A 19,138-nucleotide genomic window follows, 5' to 3' on the forward strand; every position below is an offset into this window, starting at 1 on the left:
GCTATCCCAACATTTATTATAGAACCGTTTTCATGCGACGAGTTGAATAAGTAAGAAAACTGCAAAGGATAGAATCAACCAGAGGACTATGTGAGCAACTATCACCCAGAGCAGATTGTTTTCAAAAAAGTCCTCCGCTCCTTTTTTTTTGAGAACCCCACGACCGATAGTAGTTGTAATATATAGCGCTATAAATGACGCTACTATAGTAATATTTAGCATGTGCACTGTCATTAAGTATCTTACAAGTACAAATAAAATACAGATGGCTACGAATATTACGATAAAAACGGCGACCACAATTACCCATAATCGTGATTTCGTTTTTGATGTTGCTTCAGATTCCAAATTTGAGTCTTCCTTTTCTGAAGCGAATTTATGTGTAAGGTCAATAATAAGAAAAACTATGAATATAATTATCATTATAGCGGATATCGCAATCGCGATAATTTCTGTTATTCTTGTTGCCTTTAGATTTGCGGCTACAACTATTAAAATAGCAGCAATAAGACAATACCAAAACCACCAATTTTTAAAAATTGATTTTTTCGCTTTCTTATTTGCCATTTTCATCTGCTCCCTTAATGTTTTTTACATCAACGCATTTGCGCAAATATCTGCATATCATTATAGTGTAGTCCCGTAGTAAATGACTTTTCCGTGTATCTTTACATTATAATCAGTGTCAGACATAACAACAATATCTTTAAATGCAGGATCGTGTGACTCTGCTTTAAATAATATGGCTCCCTCTATTTCATTTGGACGATAGCGCTTAAGTGAATATTGGTTGTCATGCGAGAAGATAACTATATCACCATCTTTATAGTTTTCAAATTCAACCTGTTTTGCAATTATGACTTCATCGTGTTGAATTACTTTATCCATGGAACTACCATTTACCTTCATCGCGAATAGTTTATTTGAATTGTAAGGACGGCTAAACATAGCTAATGGCAATGAAATTATTTTTACATTATCTGAATTTATGCCCTCAACCTCTGACAGTACACCTGCTGAGATTGTTCCGTACAATGGAATATTAACCATTTCAAATGAAAACTTTTGCTCCTCACTTCCATCAATCAGTTCACTAACGGTAATGCCAAATAGTTCGGCCATTTTTTGAATTGCACCCATCCTAGGGTTTTTTAATCCAGTTTCCCAATTTGATATGGTTTGCTTTGATACAGAAAGCTTATCCGCAAGGTCTTGTTGTGTAAATCCGCGTCTCCCCCTATATAAAGCAATTTGATCGGGGAGAGAAATATTTCGATTGTTGTTCAACATAATCATCCTCTCTACCTATATGATACAACATAAAGTTATACAATACAACATAAAGTTATATAAAAGTTATATAAAGTGTTTGACAATAACCGAAAGTTATATTATAGTGTTGTTATGGAGGTGAGGGAAATGTTAGTTATCACACTAGAAGCTGCCAGAGTGAATAAAAAAATGACTCAATTAGAAGTTGCTAAAAACTTATCTGAATCCCTTAATGAGAAGGTTACTCGGCAGAAAGTCTCGTATTATGAGAACCATCCAGAGAATACACCAGTCAAAGTTGCTGAGGCATTTTGTGATTTATATGATATTCCCATTAACAATATTTTTTTTGCTGGCAAGTCAACTTTAAGTTATACGGGCGATAATAAAGCTATTTCATGAATAACTTTTGGTTTGTTAATAAGTAGCTACTATATGTATAGATAGGAGGTGATCTAGGTGACGAATTATGAAAAAGAGGTTCAGGAGCTTTTAGAAATCATGCAAATGAAAATAGAAGAAGCAGTCTGTGAGTGCGACAATAGATTAATCAAAATAAGCATAGGAAAGACATATAATGAGCTTTCCCATGCGCTTAGAGCTAATAGTCCAGTATTCCGTGGTGCGGAATATAATATCGCTTGTCATTATGAATTATCTCGAAGAAGTAAAGCAAGACAAGCGAACGAACTAATTAGATAGATACCAGTTTTACTATAGCGTTTGACGAAAATACTTCATTCTCTTTGTCGAGTAGATAAAAATACTCGAAATTACACAGAAATTCAGTTAGGGATGGAATCATACCCGCTGAAGCATGTAGCCAAAGCTCTAATGGCTCTGACGTAGAAGTTGTTCTAGGATAGTAGAATTTTTCTTTGTCAGAAATGTTTACTGCCCGGTTATCACGAGAGTGTATACCGATTAGCTTGGATCCATCCTGTACAACCAGACTTTCACCATTTGAAAAGATAATCTTACAAGAATTCATCATGTATCACCTCACTTTCTAAGGTGATTATACCATAAAAAATACCATTGAAAGAAAGGAGTGGATATCCGTGCATCACTACATTACGAAATATCGTGATGGAAAAGGCAATCGCTTTGCAGAGTCATGGTTGCAACTAAATATTTTTGGGAAATGTGTTTGTTTTAACCGTAAGCGCATAGCCCTATAAAAAAGAGCAGGCTATTGCCTACTTCAAATCACTTATTTGTTAAAGGTAGTTGCATCACAATGTGGGCAAGGAAGCAAAGTATCAGTCGCATCATCTAATACTACTTTTTGTCCACAACTATTACATGTGTAGGTAGCTTTACCAGGTTTTTCGCCAGTTGTATGTTGAGTCATGTGAGTGCACCTCCAATCAGGGTGATTGTACCAAAATGTAGATGTAATAGAAAGTGTTAGGGGGATAAAGAATGATAGATTTAAAAATAATCGGCAAGCAACATGTTGGCCATTTTGAATTTACTGGTATCGAGGGTGGATTTGGAGAAGACAAACGAGCAATGACGGTGAAGGATATTGCAGAAATTCATAGTACAGATGTTAGAACGATTAATCAATCCATCAATCGTAATATCGAACGATTTAAAAGTGATGTAGATATTCTTGATTTAAAATCCGTTATCACACAGAGTGATCTCGAAAAGTTTGGCTATACGCAAAATGCTTGGAACAGAAGCAACAATATTTATCTTCTATCCGAACGCGGCTATTCCAAACTACTCAAAATTTTAGAGGATGATACTGCTTGGGAAATATACGATCAATTGGTAGACGACTATTTCGCGATGCGGGAAGAAATAAATAAGAAACTGCCAACTGATCCGATGGAGATTTTAAGACTAGTTTTTGATGCCAACGACAATACAAACGTTGAAGTATCTAAGTTGGATAAGCGCGTAAATGAATTAGAAGTGAACAAACCACTTACTGCCAGTGATTATGGCTATATCACACGCTTAGTAAGTCAACGTGTCGGCAACGTGATTAAAGAAAGGCATTTAAAGCCAACGCAGGAACAAAAATCACAACTGTACAAAGATTTAAATTCAGAAGTGAAGAAGATTGCGCAAGTGCCGCACCGTTCCCAATTGCGTATGCGCCACTATGATATGGTTATCGATTTTATTGTGAACTGGCAACCATCAACGGCGACCATGACACTCATAAATCAAATGGACAATGAGGACCTGGACAATATCGGATATTGAGCGGCAATAAAAAATTAAAAAAACGGCGGAGGGGCGTGGATTCCATGTCACTAATAAAATTTGACGAGGAAACAGTAAAACAGCTAATCAAGGAGAAAACGCAAGAGGTATTGGAGGAAATGGGTGTCGTTGGGCTAATTTGGAGAATGGACAGAATGCGGGTAGTTTGCGGTGGGTATAGCGAACGCTGGGTAGTAGATCATATCTGCCACCATCCTTATGTTGTTCAACATCAACTGGCTATTTCGACAAGTAGCGGCTGGATGTTCAAGGCGAAGCAGATAGAGGAATTTATCGATCTGTATTTTCCAGAACTCGGAGTCAATCACAAGCGAGGTGCTAAAATTGGCTAGTATATTAACAATAGGGTGCGTGCTGATTATGTTCGCATTTGGTATGTTCAAAGTTGGCTATCATTCAGGATTAAAGGCACAAAAATAAACCCACGCTCGGCAAAGCGGGGTTCGGGATGTAGCATACAATAAGCCACCGATTAAGCTTATTGTATGTCATATCCTCCAAAATAGCAAGTTAAATGTGGGAGGTTTTTTATTATGAAAGCAGAAATATCATTGGAATTACTTGGCGAGGTGCTAAGGATTGCGAAGGCAGAAACAGAGCAATCCATCAAATATATAAAGGGGTTGCCGGAGCGCGGAATTGGCGTAGGGATGGAAGATTTTCTTTCTGGCCAACTTACTGAAAAAGAACGCTTATTAGCAGATATTGACGCTCAACTAGACGGACTAAACGCGATGACTTATTCCGTTGTCACGCGTCCATTGGAGGGGTTAGATGAAAACTAGAAGAGATGGCCCAGACCTATACGAAGCAGCATTTTATAATTTTTGTGATCGTACATTAGAAATAGGCAAAGTACACGGCCCTGATGCCAGCAAAAAATATTTAAAGGATCATTTTTTGTTCTATGCGATTAAATATCTTGGCAAATTGAGCCTTAAAAATAGAACAGAATCAGAACTAAAGTCACTTTTCGAATTATGTCAGATAGTAATGGCGCACATTGGTGTGATGACCCCGCGAGAATTTGCAACATTCTTTCCGATTGACAAGACTTACGACGGTGCCAAGTGGGGGAACAAAGACTATTTCTACACCATGAAATACATTAATGGCATCGGTGGCATGGACACGGTGATAGGCGAAAGAGACCTAGAATTTATGTACGAGTACGATAATTGGGATGTCCGTTTCTTTACACTTACCTCATTGGCGATTATAAGTGAGTTGCAAGAGCCGACAGACGGAAAGAACATCATGGAAGAATTTGCGAGCCTATTAGACGCAGAAATTTTTACAGAGCATGATTTTGGCACTGGCGTCATTCATTTAATCGGGGACAAGGGTACCACTCACATTTTAAAGGATGGCGTGGGATTTCAAACAAATATCGGGGGTTTTGATGATGGGGAATAAATTTCATAAAGCGATGTTGGCATTTTCGTCCGAGCGTATTAATTCGGTGGACAGGGCGCTAGACGATGTTTTGGAGTATAGGGAATCAGAGAGTGAGGCTAATAAAGCCTTAACAGAGCTAACGATGACACTCACACCGGATCAGATGAGTGCATTTGAAGAGTATTCTAACTTAGCGGCGATGTTGCCTATGATTTACGCTCAAAAAGTATATGAACTAGCGTTTTATGATGGTATCAGTTTTGCTCGTGAAATGGAGGGTTTCGGCAATGATTGAAAATGAAATGCAGTGCGCGGAAACGTTCAAAGACCTTACCATTGAAATATCAGATGTCGGAATTGCGATAGAGGATGCTATTAACATCATTGAATTAAGTTATCTTATAGCAGATGACATTCCCGTAGATAAGACTCAATCAGAAGTGCAACAAGTCATTAGCGCATTACGTGTATTATGCGATTCCTTGCGTCCAAGAGTAGGCCAAATGAGCGGCATAGAAGAAAAGGTGATGTTGATACAAAAAACTTTCAAAGCGCAACAACCATTTTGTAATATGCCAGTTCATCCAAGCGCGCAAGGGGATGATCCTAATGGCTGAAATTACATGGATCAAGTTCAAAACGGATATGTTCGAGGATGAAAAAATAAGGTTGATTGAAAGCTTGCCAAATTGTGACACGATACTAGTAATTTGGTTTAAGCTACTAGCCCAAGCAGGAAAATCGAATTTAAACGGCTATATTATGCTTAATGAGCAAGTTCCATTAAACACGGAAGAACTGTCAGGCTTGTTCAATCGTCCTTTAAATGACGTTAGAATGGCGTTCGCGGTATTGGCTAGATATCAACTAATTGAAATCGAGAACGATATTATTAGTATTCGCAACTGGGAGAAACATCAAAACATCGAAGGTATGGACAAAGTACGATTACAGAACAAAGAGCGTAATCGAAAATACCGAGAACGTAAGCGGCAGAACCTTTTACCTGAAAGTGACGTTACCGTGACGTCACATGACGGAACAGATATAGATAAAGAATTAGATAAAGAGAAAGATAAAGAAAGAGATAAAAGAGATATAGCCGAGCAAAAGCTCGACGACCTGTCCGAGGCAGTGAGTGCAATTGTGGCATATCTCAACGAAAAGGCGAATAAAAATTATAAAACCAACACACCAGCCACAAGAAGCCATATTAAAGCTAGACTAGGCGAGGGGTTCACGGTTGATGACTTTAAAAAAGTGATTGATATAAAAACCGCTGAATGGCTCGACGACCCTAGTATGCAAAAATTCTTACGGCCAATAACTCTATTTGCCACTAAGTTCGAATCGTATCTAAACCAACCAATGCCAACGAAAGGAGGTTATGGCAATGCGCAAAACAACGGACGTCATGCGGGAAGTGATGAAGATAAATACGCAAAGGGGTTCTTCGGTTGAGGGAGAGCGCCCAACACTGGAATACTCCGAAAATACATGCAGTAACAGCACAGTGCACCCTTATCGCAAAAATATCCCGATGTATATTGTGAACGGGATAGAGTTGTGTCCTGTTTGTGAAAGCGAAAAACGGGATGCAGAGCTGCAGAAACAAGTAGAGGCAGATATACAACGCATTCGAGCAGAGCGAAAAATGGGATTACTAGACAATTTCAGTGTTATTGCAGATCTGACGATAAAAGACGCCACATTTGAGGGGTACATTGCAGAAGATACAACATCGGAGGCTTATATAAACAAACAGCGCATGATTAAGGTTTATAAATCCTATCGAGCGGATGAGGTTTTTAATACATGGCTTTTTGGAAAGCCTGGTGTGGGTAAGACTCACCTCGCCATGGCCTTATTGAACAGCCTCAGTAAAAAAGGCGCAGGCGATACATCTTGTTTATTTATCAAGGTCGATAAGCTCATGGCAATGATTCGAGATACGTTTAATGACCATTATCAGGGCAAGGATTCAGAAAATGGACTGATACAGCAACTGATAGACGTAGATTATTTGGTATTAGATGACCTAGGCGCAGAATCTGGGAAGATAGATAGAGACGGGGAGAAAGTCCAAGCGAGTGAGTTCGTCCATCGCGTTTTATATGCTATATCAGATGGCCGGCAAGGAAAAAGCACTATTATCACAACAAATTTACTCCATGGTGCTCTTAAGAAAACCTATGACGAAAAGTTGATTTCTCGCTTGTTTAGTAATTATTGCTTAATTGAATTTCTAAATACCAAGGACAACAGAATGAAACAAGTAGAATTATGAGCTATGTAGTTTACGTCTCGAATTCGAGTCAATACGCTTGATTTTGAGATGTAATTATAAAATATGAATATTTTTCTACGTGAATAAAAAAACTGTTTAAACGAGCGCGTGAGAGGAAATAAAATGGCATTAGAAATTAGTAAAGCATTTGAATTATTTGGTATACTAGGTAATCAGAACTGATACAAGGCAGAAAATTTTCTAGTCGAGAATTTTCCAACTATGTAATCCTGCAGGTTTTGCCAAGAATCAAACGATTGAAAACTCGAAATGGATAAGAGAGGGGGGATTGGTTAGCGCAATCGGCCTTAGTGAGTCTTAGGTAAGGTAAACGGGGGATATTCGAATCTAGAGGTATTAAGCAGAGAGGTACACACAAAGAGAACGTTGCAACTGGATGATATAGAGGGAGGGGAAAAATGGACGTAACACCAATGGATAGTTTCGCCGCAGCGATTAAGCAATTATGCGCAGAAGCGGCGGCGAAAGGTTACGAGCAAGGAATAGAGGACGCACGAGAGAAATATAAGTTACCGCCAGTGTTAGAAAATGAAGATTTATCAAGAATATTCAAGTTAGATAAATCAAGTGTCAGCGCAAAATTAATCAAATTACCAGGCTTTCCTAAATTAAAATATTATCGCGGTAAATACCCCACATCAGCCGTCCTGAATTGGATGGACGAAAATACGGAGTATGTGGATAAAATTAGAGAGGGAGGGAAACGATGAATCAATTAGTATCTTCTAAAAGTGCTTGTTTATTGATGGGTAGTCGTACATTGGCTGAGAAATTTGGCACAGAGTATAGGAAGTCTTACTAGAGATTGATAAGCAAATAATCACTATGAATGCTACTGAGGAATCCGAATAAGGGTGCGCAATTTTTCGTAGACTCATTGCTAATATACGAGCAAACTAAAATATTGTGAAAGATGATTGGTATAGCAAATAAAAAAACGAGGCTCGCACCCCGCTAGTTAATTCCACAAATTAATTATATCACAGGGCGTGAGAAAATGACAAAGCAAGACGGTGTGTATCTTCTCATAAACGGCGAGGAAAAGTATTTCAAACCACCAGCAAATGGATTTGGCCAAACAACAATTAGCTGGTCGGATGGTAAACCCGTAACAGTGGAGAGTAAAGAAACAATCAAATTGAATAAATAGTCTGGTCGAAAAAATCGAAGGACGTTATGAACAGTTTATTACTGTCGTAGCGTCCTTTTTTATTTTAAAATTTGAGGAGGATGACGGAATGCAAAAATTAATTAATGAGTATAGAGGAGCTTTAGCCGATACTGAGGCGTTTAAAGCTAATCTACAAACCATAATCGATAAAAAAGAAGCGTTGCTGCCACCACTTTTGCCGGGACAAAAAAGAAAACGTGAAGAGTTACCGGAACAAGTGACGATGTCTAGAGTTAATAGCATAGTTGATAGTTTGAAATACGCAATCGACTGGATGGAGTTAGGGCATGAACCTAGTCCTCGTAGAGCGATACACAGACGTTCAGGCGTTCAAAGAGAAATTTGCTTGTCTGATGTTGAGGTGATTCGGAACTGGTTTATCCAAGAGCATGGGCTTGCTTATGAGTACGAGGATGAAGAAGTTAAAATATCAGAATGGGACAAAATTAGAATAGAAGATGCGATGAGTACCATGTCTGAACAAGAGAAAAAAGTTTTTTTATTAAAATTTGAAAAAAATTTATCCTACTCTCAAATTAGTGATGAAATGGAGATAAGCGTTCGCTCTGTAAGAGTCTACTTGAAAAGAGGAGAAGAAAAAATACAAGAACAGGTCGATGGAAGCCTTTTTTGCATGGCATTTTGAACCTCTCACGACTAAAGTCGCGAGTATTCTCAGCTGTTAGATAAAAAAATAGAAAGTGTTCTTTTTACAATGGTACCCATAAAATGGACACTTTCTATTTCATGTCTTATCTATTCATTTTACTTAATTCCAGCTCTTCTCTTTCCATATTCACATATTGTTCTTCGGTGAAATGATTAATATGTTTCTTTTCTAAATAATTTAAAATGTTATTTTTATTTTTTTTTAATAGCACGCCCTTCATACTATTAAAAAAAGGTTTTAAGGAATATCTTCTGTAAGCATATCGATAAGTAACGACATCATCCTCATCTTTCGTTGATGATATATAGATTCTAAAATCAACATAATTTTTTTCGAGACTAACTTTGTACAACAAGTATTTATCAACGCCAGTATACGAAGGCTTATTAGCAACATACATTATTTGAGAGAAAAAGTTTTCATAATTAATAATGCTACTAGGCAATTGAGCTTCCGTTATTATTTGAAGTACATCAGTATTGCTTAAAACTTTTTTACTACCAGTAAATACTATAAAACCTAACGAAGAAATAAACTTTTTACTGCTAAGAGTGAACGTAACTCTTGGTATTGACGTGAATTCAAAAGAAAAGGAACCAGAGTTTACATTAGTAATTTTAGGCAATTCATTCTCAAACTCAATCTCAGAAGCGGCAGGCGTATCATTTAGTTGCCAACTTGTATATAAGTCTAGGATATCTTCATTGTGATTATCTGCAAATGAGTTATATTTTCTGGAAAAAGTTTTTAGAAATGTATTTTCGTTAATCAAAGGTGCTGAATATAGAGTAATTAGACTGTCTTCGCTACTTTTAATCATTTTGATAATCTCATTTATTTTATCGGGTTGATTTGATCTAATCCATTTTACTTGTTCATGAGTTAAAACAAAATCATTTTTTTTTAACTCATTAATTCTATTTAAGACTTTCTTTTTTTCATCTTCTCCTAGGCGTATCAATTTTTTTAATTGTGCGACATAATCATTTTTAAGCCCACTATTTAATATTTTTTCAAATATATTATTTGCTTGAAGACCTATATCCTGATAGGGATCAGTCTCCTTGCTGGATAACAGAATAGGTAATCGAATTATAAAATCCTCCCACTTATCTACAGTTGTTCTGACTCCAGGTATTATTTCTAAGAGGTCTTGCAATCTTCTGGCTCTTGAGGCCGTTTTTTGCATGCTTGTTTTGCTTTTTTGAGCCGCACCTGCGATGCTACCAAATTCTTTTATACACTCACTACCGACGTTTATTTTAATTTTATTCAGAGTATTTTCAATATAAAATATGAATCTATTTGGCGTGTTACACAACGAACAATTCTTCCAGTTCTCTTCATTGTCCCCCATGTCTTCCTCTGGTTGACCGTTAGGGCCTTTAGTTTGAATCCATTCATCAGAGCATTTAAGTAATATATCTTGTATGGTTTCTGAATATACATCTTTTTTTTCAATCGGAATATCACTAAAATCTAAAGACTTATCAATTTCTAGAAGGTCATATAGCCAAACAAAGTTAATGTTTTTAAGATATTCACTATTTAATAATTTATTGACTTCTTTTTTTGATAATGAGTACTTCTCCATTAATGCATCCTCCTTCGTGTATTAATACTATTTTAACATTTTTTGTTGAAGTTTGGAAATTAAGTTTCTGCTAATATTGTATATTTTTGTCGCACACCTGCCACCTATATATGAGAAGTAAAAAACGTCAATACCTCCATCACTTTTTAGCCAGGCACGTTCTGATGTGGAGGCTCTTATTGACGTTTTAAAGAAAAAATTCATATGAAATTTATTTCTTTCCAAGTAAATGCACATCAGAATCTCAGATACTGAGCCTAAAATGGTTGGTATAATAAGTAAATGAGGTGATGATATGAATTATATAGGTACTCACATCACGGGGAAAACAGCTATCATACGAAAAATAAATGATCTATTTGTTTACAGCACGGAAAATAATAGTGGTGCTTCTAAGAGTTTAGAAATCGCCCAAAAATTGGCGCATCTAGATTTATTTAGATCAGAGGAAATTTCTAAAAGAGCCACAGCTGGAATTGAACTTCAAGATTGGTTCTGGCAAAGCACGCAAGAATAAAAAATACACTAAAAAAACCGTCTTTTATTAGGCGGTTTTTTTAGTGTAGGTAAGGAGTGAGAGATATGTCAGAACCACTACTAACTATTGTGTTACAAGACGAGAATACGGTGCCAGAAATCACATATAAAGGAGAAAAGATTAGTTTGTTGCAGTACGTACAATTTGGCTGGGTGACAAAGACAGATGAACGATGCGCTGCTTCTCCTAGTATTGTGATTCAACATGTTGATTCAAAGGAGGTTGAAAATGGCAAATGGGATGTCTTACGAATCGAACGTGGGGACCTTGAAGTGATAGATGATTTTATGCATGTGAACCTTGGTGAAGATATAGATGAAGCTAAGAACGCGGACGATTTATAAATAGGAGGAGTGAATACCATGAAATATATTATCATGCTTGGTAATGAAGAATTCTTAACGGCGTTTGACCCAGATGCAACAGGTGTACAAGTATTGTCTGACACGAATCAGGAGGCAGCACAACCCTTCACCAGCCAAGATAGCGCCGTGGAAATGTTAGAAGAAGTACGCGCCTTTTATCATGGAGATCCAGGTGTGCGTATTGTGTTGGATGTGTGATGGCAAAGCCAAAGAAGTTATGTAGACATCCGTCTTGTCGAACGCTGATTGAATATGACAAAGCTTATTGCGAGCAACATCAAGGAATATACAATCGTGGCTATAATAGAGCGAGAAGGCAGTCCGACGCAAGGTACGTCAGCTTTTACAACTCGAAAGCATGGCGAGAACTTCGAGAAGTTGCTTTAGACCGTGATTATCATTTGTGTGTGCGATGTCTAGCTAACCATGATGTGACGCATGCGCAATTAGTCGATCATATTATCCCAACAAAAGATAATTGGGAATTACGATTGGACTTAAATAACTTGCAATCACTGTGCGAAAGTTGTCACCAGCTGAAAACGAAAAAGGAAAATGCAAGCAGGTACCCCCACTAAAAATATCGGGGCTATGTTTTTCGAAAACAAAAGAACGGTGCCCCCCTTTCCGTGACCGAAATTCCTTTTCTGAAACTTTAAAATGGAGGTGAACACACCAATGAGCAATAAAAAAATGAAGCTAGTGGATACGGCAAAAGGACATTTAACGACGATTGAAAAAAGTAAGCGAAAACGCGCAGAAAATATGGCTTCTGATGGATTCGCCAACCTTCAAAAATCAGCGCCTAATCATTTAGGTTCCAAAGCGAGATATGAATATGAGCGAATCAGTAAAGAGCTTCAAAAGCTCCCTGTTCGATCGCTTGATAAGGCTACCGTAGAATTATATTGTGTGTGGTACGGGATTTACCGTGAGGCCTACGAAGAAGTAAAAGAAAACGGAATCTATACGGTTATGTCTGAAATAACAGAGGAGGGCATCGTTCATTACAAGGATCGTACGCGAAAAAATCCAGCTATTACAGTCATGAACGATGCCACTTCTAATATTCGATCTTTAGCGAGCAGTTTAGGGCTAACCGTAGATAGTCGCTTGAAGTTGATGATCCCAAAAGTAGAAGAGAGAGAAAAATCATTGAAAGATATATTTGGGTGATGGATATGGGCGGAAAAGATATAGCGTATGTGTATGCAAAAAAAGTATTGTCCGGTGACATTGTAGCAAGTAAGAAAGTAAAAGCGGCATGCAAACGACATTTGAATGATTTAGAACAAGCCGAAAAAGGTGAATTGGACTATGTGTATATGCCGGAATATGCCGATAAGGTTATTCGGTTTATTGAAACATTACCCGATGTCAAAACAGGAGAGACGTTCCCGTTAGTCGATTTCCAAAAATTTATCGTGTCCATGCTATACGGCTGGCGTGAACAACATAATACAAAGGCGAGGCGCTTTAAAAAAGCGTTTATTTCTATGGCCCGTAAGAATGGGAAATCTATATTAGTGGCGGGCATTGCTTTGTATGAATTTCTATTCGGCAGCGAACCGGCTTATTCTCGCCAAATTTATTGTACGGCGAACGATAAAAATCAATCGAAAATCGTGTTTGATATGATTCGCAAGCAACTCGAAAAACTACGTTCGAAATACTTTGAAATTGAAAAAATGACAAAGCGCGTGCGTGAGGAATTGCAAAATAGAGAAGATGAAAGTTACATCCGTCCCTTATCTCGTGATACAGGAGCGATTGATGGCTTTGAAGCTTATGTGGGTATATTAGATGAGTTTGCGGCTTCCAAGACGGATGAAATGCTGGAACTATTAGAATCTTCGCAAGGGCAACTAGACAATCCACTAATACTCATCATTTCAACAGCTGGCTTTAATTTAAATGGCCCGATGTATAAAACGGAGTACCCGTATGCAAGTAAGATATTGCTGGAAGATTATCATTTGGATGATGAATATTTTGCTTATATCGCTGAACAGGATACGGCAAGAGAAATCAAAAATCCAGACATGTGGGTGAAATCGAATCCACTCTTGGCAATCCCAGAACAACGAGATAAAGTCATGAAATATTTGAATAAGCGTCTGAAGGCGGGATTTGAAAAAGGAACGATTAACAAAGTATATGTTAAAAACTTTAATATCTGGCGCCAATCCGAAGAAGAAAGCTACATGACGGCAGAAAATTGGGAGAAGGCAAAGATAGAAAAAACGGATATACATGGAAGGCGTGCGTGGATTGGTGTAGACGTAGGGAGAACATCCGATTTATACGCTATTTCGTGGCTCACCATGAACGAGGAGATGAAAAGATGGGAAGTAGACAGCTTTTCATTCGTGGCAACTAAGTATGGTCTAGACACTAAAATCAAGCGAGATAGCATGGATTATCAATTACTTGAGGAAAAAGGGGAATGCCAAATTACAAAATTAGAATCAGGTGTGATCGACAATGAAGCGGTATTTGAGTGGTTAGAGGATTTTATTCTCTCCAATGATTTACTTGTGGAGGGCATTTGTTACGATCCCTATCAATTTGGTGATATGTTGACCCGTATTGAAAAAACATATCCAGAATGGCCCTTAATTGAAGTGAGGCAGGGGACACGGACATTATCGATGCCAACAAAACAATTCAAAGATGATGTGCTCAATGGAAAAGTGATGCATATGGGGAATCAGTTGCTAAGCGCTGCTGTCCATAATGCTATTTTAGAATCGAATAATAACGGTGTTCGCATTGACAAATCGAAAAACAGCAACAAAATTGATCCATTAGATGCTCTTTTAGACGCGTATGCTATTTGTTTTTTAGAAGAATTCACAGAACCACTCGACGATGATTATATTATGAATGGCAATTTTAGCTTTTAGGAGGTGACGAGTGCTTGAAAAAATATATCGTAACGCAAATCCACACGCTGTTGCTGCTAGCAGGCGTATTTTTTATGACTTTATCGGCTTTCCTGGTTCACATCGAGCTAGGTTTTTTGGTATTGGGATTATTTTTAGTGCTGTTAGCGCTGTACATCAACTATGAAAGTAAGGAAGGGGGCTAGATAAATGGCATTTTTTAAAGCATTAGGAGACGCAAGTAACTTGGACATACTCGTTGGACAAATGGACAATGTTCGGTATATGGGGCTAAGTGCGCTGAAAAATAGCGATGTATTAGCTGGGATTAGCATACTAGCAGGAGATATTGCGAGTTCCCCTGTGCGACTGCTTCAAAAAAACGGATCGGGAGAGTATGACGAAGAGTTAGATTATTTATTAAATATCAAGCCGAATAATGTGATGAATGCGTATGATTTCAAATTTTCCTTAATCGTCAATGCGATTACGTGTGGCAATGGGTATGCAGTCATTCGGCGATTTAGAGAAAAACCCATACAACTCGATTTTATAAAGCCTTCGAATGTGGTTATTGAGCAAGATACTAAGACACATGATGTCTATTATCGCATTTCTTTCTATCAAAATCGGGAGGAAATACTCCCTGCCAGTGATGTATTGCATCTTAAATTTTTCACGACAGATGGGATACAGGGGCGTTCGTGCTTACTATCACTCGAAGATGAAATTGCCATGCAAGAAAATGGGATACAGACCTTGCGGAATTTCTTTCGCAAAGGGCTAGCGGGCGGTATTTTACGTATGAAGAGTGGGCGCTTGAGTACAGAGGCGAAACGAAAAGTGCGGGAGGAGTTCGATAAAGCGCAGTACAGCACAGAGGGCGCTTCTACCACCTTGATATTAGATCAAACCATGGACTTTGAGCCTTTGCAGATAGATACCAATGTGCTACAACTGATCAATTCTAATAATTTTTCTACTGCGCAAATAGCCAAAGCGCTAATGATACCGGGTTATAAACTAGGTGTTAATAGTCCAAATCAATCGGTTTCTCAATTAAATGCGGACTATGTGACTAATAGCTTAAATTACTATTTTAGCTTTATGAGTAGCGAATTCAATGTGAAGTTAATGGATTATAGAGCAGCATTGACGTCGGAGTTTGTATTTAACACGGATCGGATACTACAAAGCGACCGAGAGGCTTTCACGAAGAATGTGATAGATCAAAAAAATGCGGGGATCATCACGACAAATAAGGCGCGTTCTCTATTGGGGTATGCGCGTTTTGATTCCGAAGAGGCAGATAAATTACTGACATCGCTCAATTATACAACACTCGATCAACTCGCAGCGTATCAACTCTCGAAAGGGGGTGATAAAAATGAGCAAACCTAATTTTTATACGATGAAAGCGCAAGGGGAAATGGCGACTATTGATGTGTATGGTCCAGTTGTACCTTCTGGGTACGAGATGTTTGGGCAATCAGCGACTAGTTTTAAAGCGGATTTGAAAGCGCTTGGCGATGTACAGGCAATCGAATTACATGTGAATAGTCCAGGCGGCGCCGTTTTTGAAGGGGTCGCTATTTATAATGTGTTGAAAAATCATCAAGCGAAAGTTACCACGTACATCGATGGCTTAGCGGCTTCGATTGCCAGCGTTATTGCACTTGCTGGGGACACCATTATCATGCCTAAAAATGCACTGATGATGATCCATAATCCGAAGATGAGCTATTACGGAACTGCCAACGAATTTCGAACAAAAGCAGAAGAATTGGACAAAACAGCGAAGGCAATGCGCTCCATTTATTTAGAACGTGGTGGGGACCATCTGACAGAAGCAGAACTTATTGCCAAATTAGACGCAGAGACCTGGTTGGATGCCGAAGAAGCACAAGCAATGGGCTATTGTGATGTTATTTCAGAAGAGAATCGCATGGTTGCCATGTTACCGCCTGAATGGGCAGATAAGTATCAGCACCCACCCACGGCTATTATTCCGTCTGCCAATAAAGAGCAGGAAGATATGATTCACGCATTAGGACAAATGAAACTAGTAGCGGAACTCGATGCTTTAGCACGATGTAGTAGCGGAGCTTGAGACCGTACAATGAGGAGGAAAAAAGATGAATTTACTAAAAGAAAAATTAAAAGAAGCGCAAAAAAAGATAGCGGTGAAACAAGCAGCGTTTAACACTAAAGTCCAAGAAGCAACAAAAAGTGCAGAGGACGGAGACTTGACGAAGGCTTCTGCCTATAAAAAAGAAGCGGAAACAATCAAAGCGGAGTTGGATGATTTGGAAGCAGCAGCTAGAGAATTACGGGGGCTTGCTCAAATGGAGCCTATTTCCCTATCTTCCGATAAAAAAGCAGCAGGGCAACCCCATTTAGAGCCGGTTGAGCCTGCTCATGCAGAAGTAAAAGCTGGTCTAAATGATTTCCTACATTCCAAAGGTGCCACGATACAGGCTTCTGTAACCAGTACAGATGTTGGGGTATTGATTCCAGAAGAAATCCAGTATACCCCGCGTGAAACGGTAGAAACCACGGTACGGTTAAAAGATTACGTGCATGTCGTATCCGTAACGACACCAACTGGGAAATACCCGGTATTAGCGAATCCAACGACTACGATGGCAAGTGTTGCAGAATTAGAAAAAAACCCAGAACTAGCGAAGCCAACATTCAATCCAGTTGCCTGGGAAGTGGAGACGTATCGTGGTGCGATTCCACTTTCGCAAGAATCCATTGATGATTCGGCAGCAGATTTGGTAGGCATTGTAGCACGGGATGCGGACAAAATTAAAGTGAATACCGAAAATCAAACCATTTTGACCGCACTGAAAACGTTATCCAAGAAAACGGTGACTACGTTTGACGAGATTAAAGACTTAGTGAATGTATCCATTGATCCTGGCTACACGGTGCGTTTTACCGTGACACAATCCTTTTTCAATGTATTAGATAAATTGAAGGATAACAATGGTCGCTATCTGTTGCAAGACGATATTAAATCTGTATCTGGAAAAGCCCTTGGTGGCCTATCTGTATTGGTCGTTCCAGATAAAGCGCTTGGAACAGCAGGAAGCAAAGTAGGTTTCATAGGTGACCTATATGCCGCCATCCTATTTACAGATCGCAAAGAATTAGCCTTGAAATGGGTAGATAATGAAATTTACGGGCAATATTTAGCCGCGGTCACAAGATTCGGCGTTTCTGTGGCAGATAAGAATGCGGGTTATTTCGTGACCTATGACGATACGGTTGTTCCACCTGCAGAGTAAGGGGTGAATCAGGATGGCAGAAGCAGAATATGCAGCGTTTAGCATGGAAAACCTGCGCAATACGATAAAAGTAGACCATAATTTTGACGATGATTTGATACTAAATGTGTATTTGGAAGCGAGTAAAACGGAAATTCGTCGAGCGATTACCAGCAGTGATACGGTGGAAAATGCCGTTTTTTTTCAAAACAATCGTTTGTACGAGTTGGCTGTGCTTCTGTTAGTCAAGTACTATTACGACAATCGAGTAGCGGCAACAGCGACGTCTCAAATAGAAATCCCTTTCGGTGTCAATTCCCTTATTCAAACACTGAGGGGGGATTATTTGTTATGGAGCTGAACGACGGCCGTATTTCTTTTTTTTCTCGCGGCGAAGCAACCGGTGTGAATGGACAGCCTGTTGATGATTTAATCTGGGTGCATACATGCTGGTTCAACTATCGGCAACAATTTATTCGTGAGCGAAAAGAACAACAAGATACCGTTTTTGAAAATACGATGGATATTTTTATTCGAGAGAGGCAGCGTGTACCCATCGAAAATGACATGTTAGTCACAATTGACGGCATGACGTATGAAATTCTCGTGATCAATCCAGATAGGAATAATAAAGCGTATCAAGTATTAACGCTAAAAGAGGTGAATTAAATGAGCCAGTCGAACGTCCATGTGACATCCAAAAATGTAGATAAGCATATTCACATGCTTATGAAAAAATCAGAAAAAGTAACGAAAAAGGCAAATGCGATAGGCGGGAAACACCTAGCGGAAGCGTTAGAAAGAAACACACCCTACGACCCGGATGGTTCTAAGCACCTTCGGGATGATGTTGTATTTGGGGCAGATGAAGCTGGTGCTATGACGATAGGTTATGGAAAGGCAACTGCTTATCGCGCCCATTTCGTCAATAATGGAACGGAAAATCAAACAGGCGTACACCACATCGAGAAAACGCTCGAAACAGAAGGGAAAAAAGCGCTTGATTTAATGCAAGCGGAAGTGAAAAAAGGTTTAGGCCTATGAGTTTGGGAGAGTTAACGTCTCTTGTCAACAAAATTGGAAAACGAGTGTATCCCAATTTTAAGGGATATTCTATGCGATTGCCAGAGAGTTTACAACAATTAAACAATCTTCCACTGGGGAAAATCACAGAGGTGAACGAAACAAATAGTATGCGAGCTTCCAATACGTTGCTCATTTCCATCCGAACCTTCCAAGTACAACTGTACGTATCCTTAGATGATGATTTGGAATTATTGGATGATGCACTCAAACGAGGATTAGAACCATACGGCTATTATTCCGGCTATTGCGAAGGATATCCGCATCCAGATTGGAAGACGGTATATGTGAAGACAATTCAGTATAAAAAAACAAAATATTATTAAGAAGGAGTAGAT

The 19,138-nt window shown here is 38.7% G+C and carries 31 protein-coding genes; 27 read left to right on the top strand and 4 right to left on the bottom strand.

The window, feature by feature from the left end; translation table 11 throughout:
* Nucleotides 1-30 precede the first annotated feature (30 nt).
* A complete protein-coding gene (locus HCJ66_RS11285) occupies nucleotides 31-567 on the bottom strand; it encodes a hypothetical protein (RefSeq protein ID WP_187133212.1) in 537 nt (178 codons plus the stop codon).
* Between the two features lie 60 nt (nucleotides 568-627).
* Nucleotides 628-1,290, bottom strand: coding sequence for a LexA family protein (locus tag HCJ66_RS11290; RefSeq protein WP_187133213.1), 663 nt, complete (start codon nucleotides 1,288-1,290; stop codon nucleotides 628-630).
* A gap of 129 nt (nucleotides 1,291-1,419) precedes the next feature.
* Between HCJ66_RS11290 and HCJ66_RS11295 the strand changes: the two genes are divergently transcribed.
* Together HCJ66_RS11295 and HCJ66_RS11300 are read left to right on the top strand one after the other, a co-directional pair.
* Complete coding sequence (locus tag HCJ66_RS11295; protein ID WP_187133214.1) at nucleotides 1,420-1,674, top strand: helix-turn-helix transcriptional regulator; 255 nt, start codon at nucleotides 1,420-1,422, stop codon at nucleotides 1,672-1,674.
* 57 nt (nucleotides 1,675-1,731) lie between these two features.
* Nucleotides 1,732-1,974 carry a hypothetical protein gene (locus HCJ66_RS11300; protein ID WP_187133215.1) on the top strand — a complete coding sequence of 81 codons (243 nt, stop codon included), beginning with the start codon at nucleotides 1,732-1,734 and terminating at the stop codon, nucleotides 1,972-1,974.
* A 511-nt stretch (nucleotides 1,975-2,485) separates the two neighbouring features.
* Here HCJ66_RS11300 and HCJ66_RS11305 read toward each other — a convergent pair.
* Nucleotides 2,486-2,626, bottom strand: a complete 141-nt coding sequence (locus tag HCJ66_RS11305; protein WP_187133216.1) for a zinc ribbon-containing protein — start codon at nucleotides 2,624-2,626, stop codon at nucleotides 2,486-2,488.
* Nucleotides 2,627-2,697: 71 nt separating this feature from the next.
* Here HCJ66_RS11305 and HCJ66_RS11310 point away from each other — a divergent pair, with 71 nt between their 5' ends.
* From HCJ66_RS11310 to HCJ66_RS11360, 11 genes are all read left to right on the top strand, one after another.
* Nucleotides 2,698-3,495 (top strand): ORF6N domain-containing protein, encoded by a 798-nt coding sequence (locus tag HCJ66_RS11310; RefSeq protein ID WP_187133217.1) that lies wholly within the window; start codon nucleotides 2,698-2,700, stop codon nucleotides 3,493-3,495.
* Nucleotides 3,496-3,539: 44 nt separating this feature from the next.
* Complete coding sequence (locus tag HCJ66_RS11315; RefSeq protein ID WP_187133218.1) at nucleotides 3,540-3,848, top strand: DUF771 domain-containing protein; 309 nt, start codon at nucleotides 3,540-3,542, stop codon at nucleotides 3,846-3,848.
* Nucleotides 3,849-4,049: 201 nt separating this feature from the next.
* Nucleotides 4,050-4,301, top strand: a complete 252-nt coding sequence (locus tag HCJ66_RS11320) for a hypothetical protein (RefSeq protein WP_187133219.1) — start codon at nucleotides 4,050-4,052, stop codon at nucleotides 4,299-4,301.
* The gene (locus HCJ66_RS11325) at nucleotides 4,291-4,932 is read left to right on the top strand and encodes a hypothetical protein (RefSeq protein ID WP_187133220.1); all 642 of its coding nucleotides are present in this window, start codon (nucleotides 4,291-4,293) and stop codon (nucleotides 4,930-4,932) included. Before HCJ66_RS11320 ends, HCJ66_RS11325 begins: the two co-directional genes overlap by 11 nt.
* Nucleotides 4,922-5,209 (top strand): hypothetical protein, encoded by a 288-nt coding sequence (locus HCJ66_RS11330; RefSeq protein ID WP_222717484.1) that lies wholly within the window; start codon nucleotides 4,922-4,924, stop codon nucleotides 5,207-5,209. The genes HCJ66_RS11325 and HCJ66_RS11330 overlap by 11 nt, the downstream gene beginning before the upstream one ends.
* Nucleotides 5,202-5,531, top strand: a complete 330-nt coding sequence (locus tag HCJ66_RS11335) for a hypothetical protein (RefSeq protein ID WP_187133222.1) — start codon at nucleotides 5,202-5,204, stop codon at nucleotides 5,529-5,531. Before HCJ66_RS11330 ends, HCJ66_RS11335 begins: the two co-directional genes overlap by 8 nt.
* On the top strand, nucleotides 5,524-6,375 hold the full coding sequence (locus tag HCJ66_RS11340) for a phage replisome organizer N-terminal domain-containing protein (RefSeq protein WP_187133223.1): 852 nt from the start codon (nucleotides 5,524-5,526) through the stop codon (nucleotides 6,373-6,375). The genes HCJ66_RS11335 and HCJ66_RS11340 overlap by 8 nt, the downstream gene beginning before the upstream one ends.
* Nucleotides 6,308-7,201, top strand: a complete 894-nt coding sequence (locus HCJ66_RS11345) for an ATP-binding protein (RefSeq protein ID WP_187133224.1) — start codon at nucleotides 6,308-6,310, stop codon at nucleotides 7,199-7,201. Before HCJ66_RS11340 ends, HCJ66_RS11345 begins: the two co-directional genes overlap by 68 nt.
* A 419-nt stretch (nucleotides 7,202-7,620) precedes the next feature.
* A complete protein-coding gene (locus HCJ66_RS11350) occupies nucleotides 7,621-7,932 on the top strand; it encodes a hypothetical protein (protein ID WP_187133225.1) in 312 nt (103 codons plus the stop codon).
* A 287-nt stretch (nucleotides 7,933-8,219) separates the two neighbouring features.
* Nucleotides 8,220-8,372, top strand: coding sequence for a DUF3954 domain-containing protein (locus HCJ66_RS11355; RefSeq protein WP_187133226.1), 153 nt, complete (start codon nucleotides 8,220-8,222; stop codon nucleotides 8,370-8,372).
* An 88-nt stretch (nucleotides 8,373-8,460) separates the two neighbouring features.
* Nucleotides 8,461-9,039: a sigma-70 family RNA polymerase sigma factor gene (locus HCJ66_RS11360; protein WP_187133227.1), complete on the top strand. Its 579-nt coding sequence runs from the start codon at nucleotides 8,461-8,463 to the stop codon at nucleotides 9,037-9,039.
* Between the two features lie 106 nt (nucleotides 9,040-9,145).
* Here the strand turns inward: HCJ66_RS11360 and HCJ66_RS11365 are convergent, their stop codons facing one another.
* Complete coding sequence (locus HCJ66_RS11365) at nucleotides 9,146-10,657, bottom strand: hypothetical protein (protein ID WP_187133228.1); 1,512 nt, start codon at nucleotides 10,655-10,657, stop codon at nucleotides 9,146-9,148.
* Between the two features lie 295 nt (nucleotides 10,658-10,952).
* Between HCJ66_RS11365 and HCJ66_RS11370 the strand changes: the two genes are divergently transcribed.
* From HCJ66_RS11370 to HCJ66_RS11435, 14 genes are all read left to right on the top strand, one after another.
* On the top strand, nucleotides 10,953-11,174 hold the full coding sequence (locus HCJ66_RS11370; RefSeq protein WP_187133229.1) for a hypothetical protein: 222 nt from the start codon (nucleotides 10,953-10,955) through the stop codon (nucleotides 11,172-11,174).
* A 65-nt stretch (nucleotides 11,175-11,239) separates the two neighbouring features.
* Complete coding sequence (locus HCJ66_RS11375) at nucleotides 11,240-11,539, top strand: hypothetical protein (RefSeq protein WP_187133230.1); 300 nt, start codon at nucleotides 11,240-11,242, stop codon at nucleotides 11,537-11,539.
* Between the two features lie 18 nt (nucleotides 11,540-11,557).
* Nucleotides 11,558-11,758 (top strand): hypothetical protein, encoded by a 201-nt coding sequence (locus HCJ66_RS11380; protein WP_187133231.1) that lies wholly within the window; start codon nucleotides 11,558-11,560, stop codon nucleotides 11,756-11,758.
* Entirely contained in the window at nucleotides 11,758-12,138 is a 381-nt protein-coding gene (locus HCJ66_RS11385; protein ID WP_187133232.1) for an HNH endonuclease, read from the top strand. The genes HCJ66_RS11380 and HCJ66_RS11385 overlap by 1 nt, the downstream gene beginning before the upstream one ends.
* A gap of 100 nt (nucleotides 12,139-12,238) precedes the next feature.
* On the top strand, nucleotides 12,239-12,736 hold the full coding sequence (locus HCJ66_RS11390; protein WP_187133233.1) for a phage terminase small subunit P27 family: 498 nt from the start codon (nucleotides 12,239-12,241) through the stop codon (nucleotides 12,734-12,736).
* A gap of 5 nt (nucleotides 12,737-12,741) precedes the next feature.
* Entirely contained in the window at nucleotides 12,742-14,466 is a 1,725-nt protein-coding gene (locus tag HCJ66_RS11395) for a terminase large subunit (RefSeq protein ID WP_222717485.1), read from the top strand.
* A gap of 14 nt (nucleotides 14,467-14,480) precedes the next feature.
* The gene (locus tag HCJ66_RS11400) at nucleotides 14,481-14,651 is read left to right on the top strand and encodes a hypothetical protein (protein ID WP_187133234.1); all 171 of its coding nucleotides are present in this window, start codon (nucleotides 14,481-14,483) and stop codon (nucleotides 14,649-14,651) included.
* A gap of 4 nt (nucleotides 14,652-14,655) precedes the next feature.
* On the top strand, nucleotides 14,656-15,846 hold the full coding sequence (locus tag HCJ66_RS11405) for a phage portal protein (RefSeq protein WP_187133235.1): 1,191 nt from the start codon (nucleotides 14,656-14,658) through the stop codon (nucleotides 15,844-15,846).
* The gene (locus HCJ66_RS11410) at nucleotides 15,833-16,555 is read left to right on the top strand and encodes a head maturation protease, ClpP-related (RefSeq protein WP_187133236.1); all 723 of its coding nucleotides are present in this window, start codon (nucleotides 15,833-15,835) and stop codon (nucleotides 16,553-16,555) included. Before HCJ66_RS11405 ends, HCJ66_RS11410 begins: the two co-directional genes overlap by 14 nt.
* A gap of 25 nt (nucleotides 16,556-16,580) precedes the next feature.
* On the top strand, nucleotides 16,581-17,738 hold the full coding sequence (locus HCJ66_RS11415; protein WP_187133237.1) for a phage major capsid protein: 1,158 nt from the start codon (nucleotides 16,581-16,583) through the stop codon (nucleotides 17,736-17,738).
* A 13-nt stretch (nucleotides 17,739-17,751) separates the two neighbouring features.
* The gene (locus HCJ66_RS11420; RefSeq protein ID WP_187133238.1) at nucleotides 17,752-18,078 is read left to right on the top strand and encodes a head-tail connector protein; all 327 of its coding nucleotides are present in this window, start codon (nucleotides 17,752-17,754) and stop codon (nucleotides 18,076-18,078) included.
* Nucleotides 18,069-18,386, top strand: coding sequence for a phage head closure protein (locus tag HCJ66_RS11425; RefSeq protein WP_187133239.1), 318 nt, complete (start codon nucleotides 18,069-18,071; stop codon nucleotides 18,384-18,386). Before HCJ66_RS11420 ends, HCJ66_RS11425 begins: the two co-directional genes overlap by 10 nt.
* Nucleotides 18,387-18,761 (top strand): HK97-gp10 family putative phage morphogenesis protein, encoded by a 375-nt coding sequence (locus HCJ66_RS11430; RefSeq protein WP_187133240.1) that lies wholly within the window; start codon nucleotides 18,387-18,389, stop codon nucleotides 18,759-18,761. It abuts the gene before it with no gap.
* Nucleotides 18,762-18,832: 71 nt separating this feature from the next.
* Nucleotides 18,833-19,126, top strand: a complete 294-nt coding sequence (locus tag HCJ66_RS11435; RefSeq protein WP_187133241.1) for a hypothetical protein — start codon at nucleotides 18,833-18,835, stop codon at nucleotides 19,124-19,126.
* Nucleotides 19,127-19,138 lie beyond the last annotated feature (12 nt).

It is taken from the genome of Paenilisteria portnoyi (assembly GCF_014322795.1).
GTDB lineage: Bacteria > Bacillota > Bacilli > Lactobacillales > Listeriaceae > Listeria_A > Listeria_A portnoyi.

Coding starts and splice junctions, on each gene's coding strand:
- HCJ66_RS11285 (WP_187133212.1), bottom strand. CDS start 567: ATGGCAAATAAGAAAGCGAAAAAATCAATTTTTAAAAATTGGTGGTTT.
- HCJ66_RS11290 (WP_187133213.1), bottom strand. CDS start 1,290: ATGTTGAACAACAATCGAAATATTTCTCTCCCCGATCAAATTGCTTTA.
- HCJ66_RS11295 (WP_187133214.1), top strand. CDS start 1,420: ATGTTAGTTATCACACTAGAAGCTGCCAGAGTGAATAAAAAAATGACT.
- HCJ66_RS11305 (WP_187133216.1), bottom strand. CDS start 2,626: ATGACTCAACATACAACTGGCGAAAAACCTGGTAAAGCTACCTACACA.
- HCJ66_RS11310 (WP_187133217.1), top strand. CDS start 2,698: ATGATAGATTTAAAAATAATCGGCAAGCAACATGTTGGCCATTTTGAA.
- HCJ66_RS11315 (WP_187133218.1), top strand. CDS start 3,540: ATGTCACTAATAAAATTTGACGAGGAAACAGTAAAACAGCTAATCAAG.
- HCJ66_RS11320 (WP_187133219.1), top strand. CDS start 4,050: ATGAAAGCAGAAATATCATTGGAATTACTTGGCGAGGTGCTAAGGATT.
- HCJ66_RS11325 (WP_187133220.1), top strand. CDS start 4,291: ATGAAAACTAGAAGAGATGGCCCAGACCTATACGAAGCAGCATTTTAT.
- HCJ66_RS11330 (WP_222717484.1), top strand. CDS start 4,922: ATGGGGAATAAATTTCATAAAGCGATGTTGGCATTTTCGTCCGAGCGT.
- HCJ66_RS11335 (WP_187133222.1), top strand. CDS start 5,202: ATGATTGAAAATGAAATGCAGTGCGCGGAAACGTTCAAAGACCTTACC.
- HCJ66_RS11340 (WP_187133223.1), top strand. CDS start 5,524: ATGGCTGAAATTACATGGATCAAGTTCAAAACGGATATGTTCGAGGAT.
- HCJ66_RS11345 (WP_187133224.1), top strand. CDS start 6,308: ATGCGCAAAACAACGGACGTCATGCGGGAAGTGATGAAGATAAATACG.
- HCJ66_RS11350 (WP_187133225.1), top strand. CDS start 7,621: ATGGACGTAACACCAATGGATAGTTTCGCCGCAGCGATTAAGCAATTA.
- HCJ66_RS11355 (WP_187133226.1), top strand. CDS start 8,220: ATGACAAAGCAAGACGGTGTGTATCTTCTCATAAACGGCGAGGAAAAG.
- HCJ66_RS11360 (WP_187133227.1), top strand. CDS start 8,461: ATGCAAAAATTAATTAATGAGTATAGAGGAGCTTTAGCCGATACTGAG.
- HCJ66_RS11365 (WP_187133228.1), bottom strand. CDS start 10,657: ATGGAGAAGTACTCATTATCAAAAAAAGAAGTCAATAAATTATTAAAT.
- HCJ66_RS11370 (WP_187133229.1), top strand. CDS start 10,953: ATGAATTATATAGGTACTCACATCACGGGGAAAACAGCTATCATACGA.
- HCJ66_RS11375 (WP_187133230.1), top strand. CDS start 11,240: ATGTCAGAACCACTACTAACTATTGTGTTACAAGACGAGAATACGGTG.
- HCJ66_RS11380 (WP_187133231.1), top strand. CDS start 11,558: ATGAAATATATTATCATGCTTGGTAATGAAGAATTCTTAACGGCGTTT.
- HCJ66_RS11385 (WP_187133232.1), top strand. CDS start 11,758: ATGGCAAAGCCAAAGAAGTTATGTAGACATCCGTCTTGTCGAACGCTG.
- HCJ66_RS11390 (WP_187133233.1), top strand. CDS start 12,239: ATGAGCAATAAAAAAATGAAGCTAGTGGATACGGCAAAAGGACATTTA.
- HCJ66_RS11395 (WP_222717485.1), top strand. CDS start 12,742: ATGGGCGGAAAAGATATAGCGTATGTGTATGCAAAAAAAGTATTGTCC.
- HCJ66_RS11405 (WP_187133235.1), top strand. CDS start 14,656: ATGGCATTTTTTAAAGCATTAGGAGACGCAAGTAACTTGGACATACTC.
- HCJ66_RS11410 (WP_187133236.1), top strand. CDS start 15,833: ATGAGCAAACCTAATTTTTATACGATGAAAGCGCAAGGGGAAATGGCG.
- HCJ66_RS11415 (WP_187133237.1), top strand. CDS start 16,581: ATGAATTTACTAAAAGAAAAATTAAAAGAAGCGCAAAAAAAGATAGCG.
- HCJ66_RS11420 (WP_187133238.1), top strand. CDS start 17,752: ATGGCAGAAGCAGAATATGCAGCGTTTAGCATGGAAAACCTGCGCAAT.
- HCJ66_RS11425 (WP_187133239.1), top strand. CDS start 18,069: ATGGAGCTGAACGACGGCCGTATTTCTTTTTTTTCTCGCGGCGAAGCA.
- HCJ66_RS11430 (WP_187133240.1), top strand. CDS start 18,387: ATGAGCCAGTCGAACGTCCATGTGACATCCAAAAATGTAGATAAGCAT.
- HCJ66_RS11435 (WP_187133241.1), top strand. CDS start 18,833: ATGCGATTGCCAGAGAGTTTACAACAATTAAACAATCTTCCACTGGGG.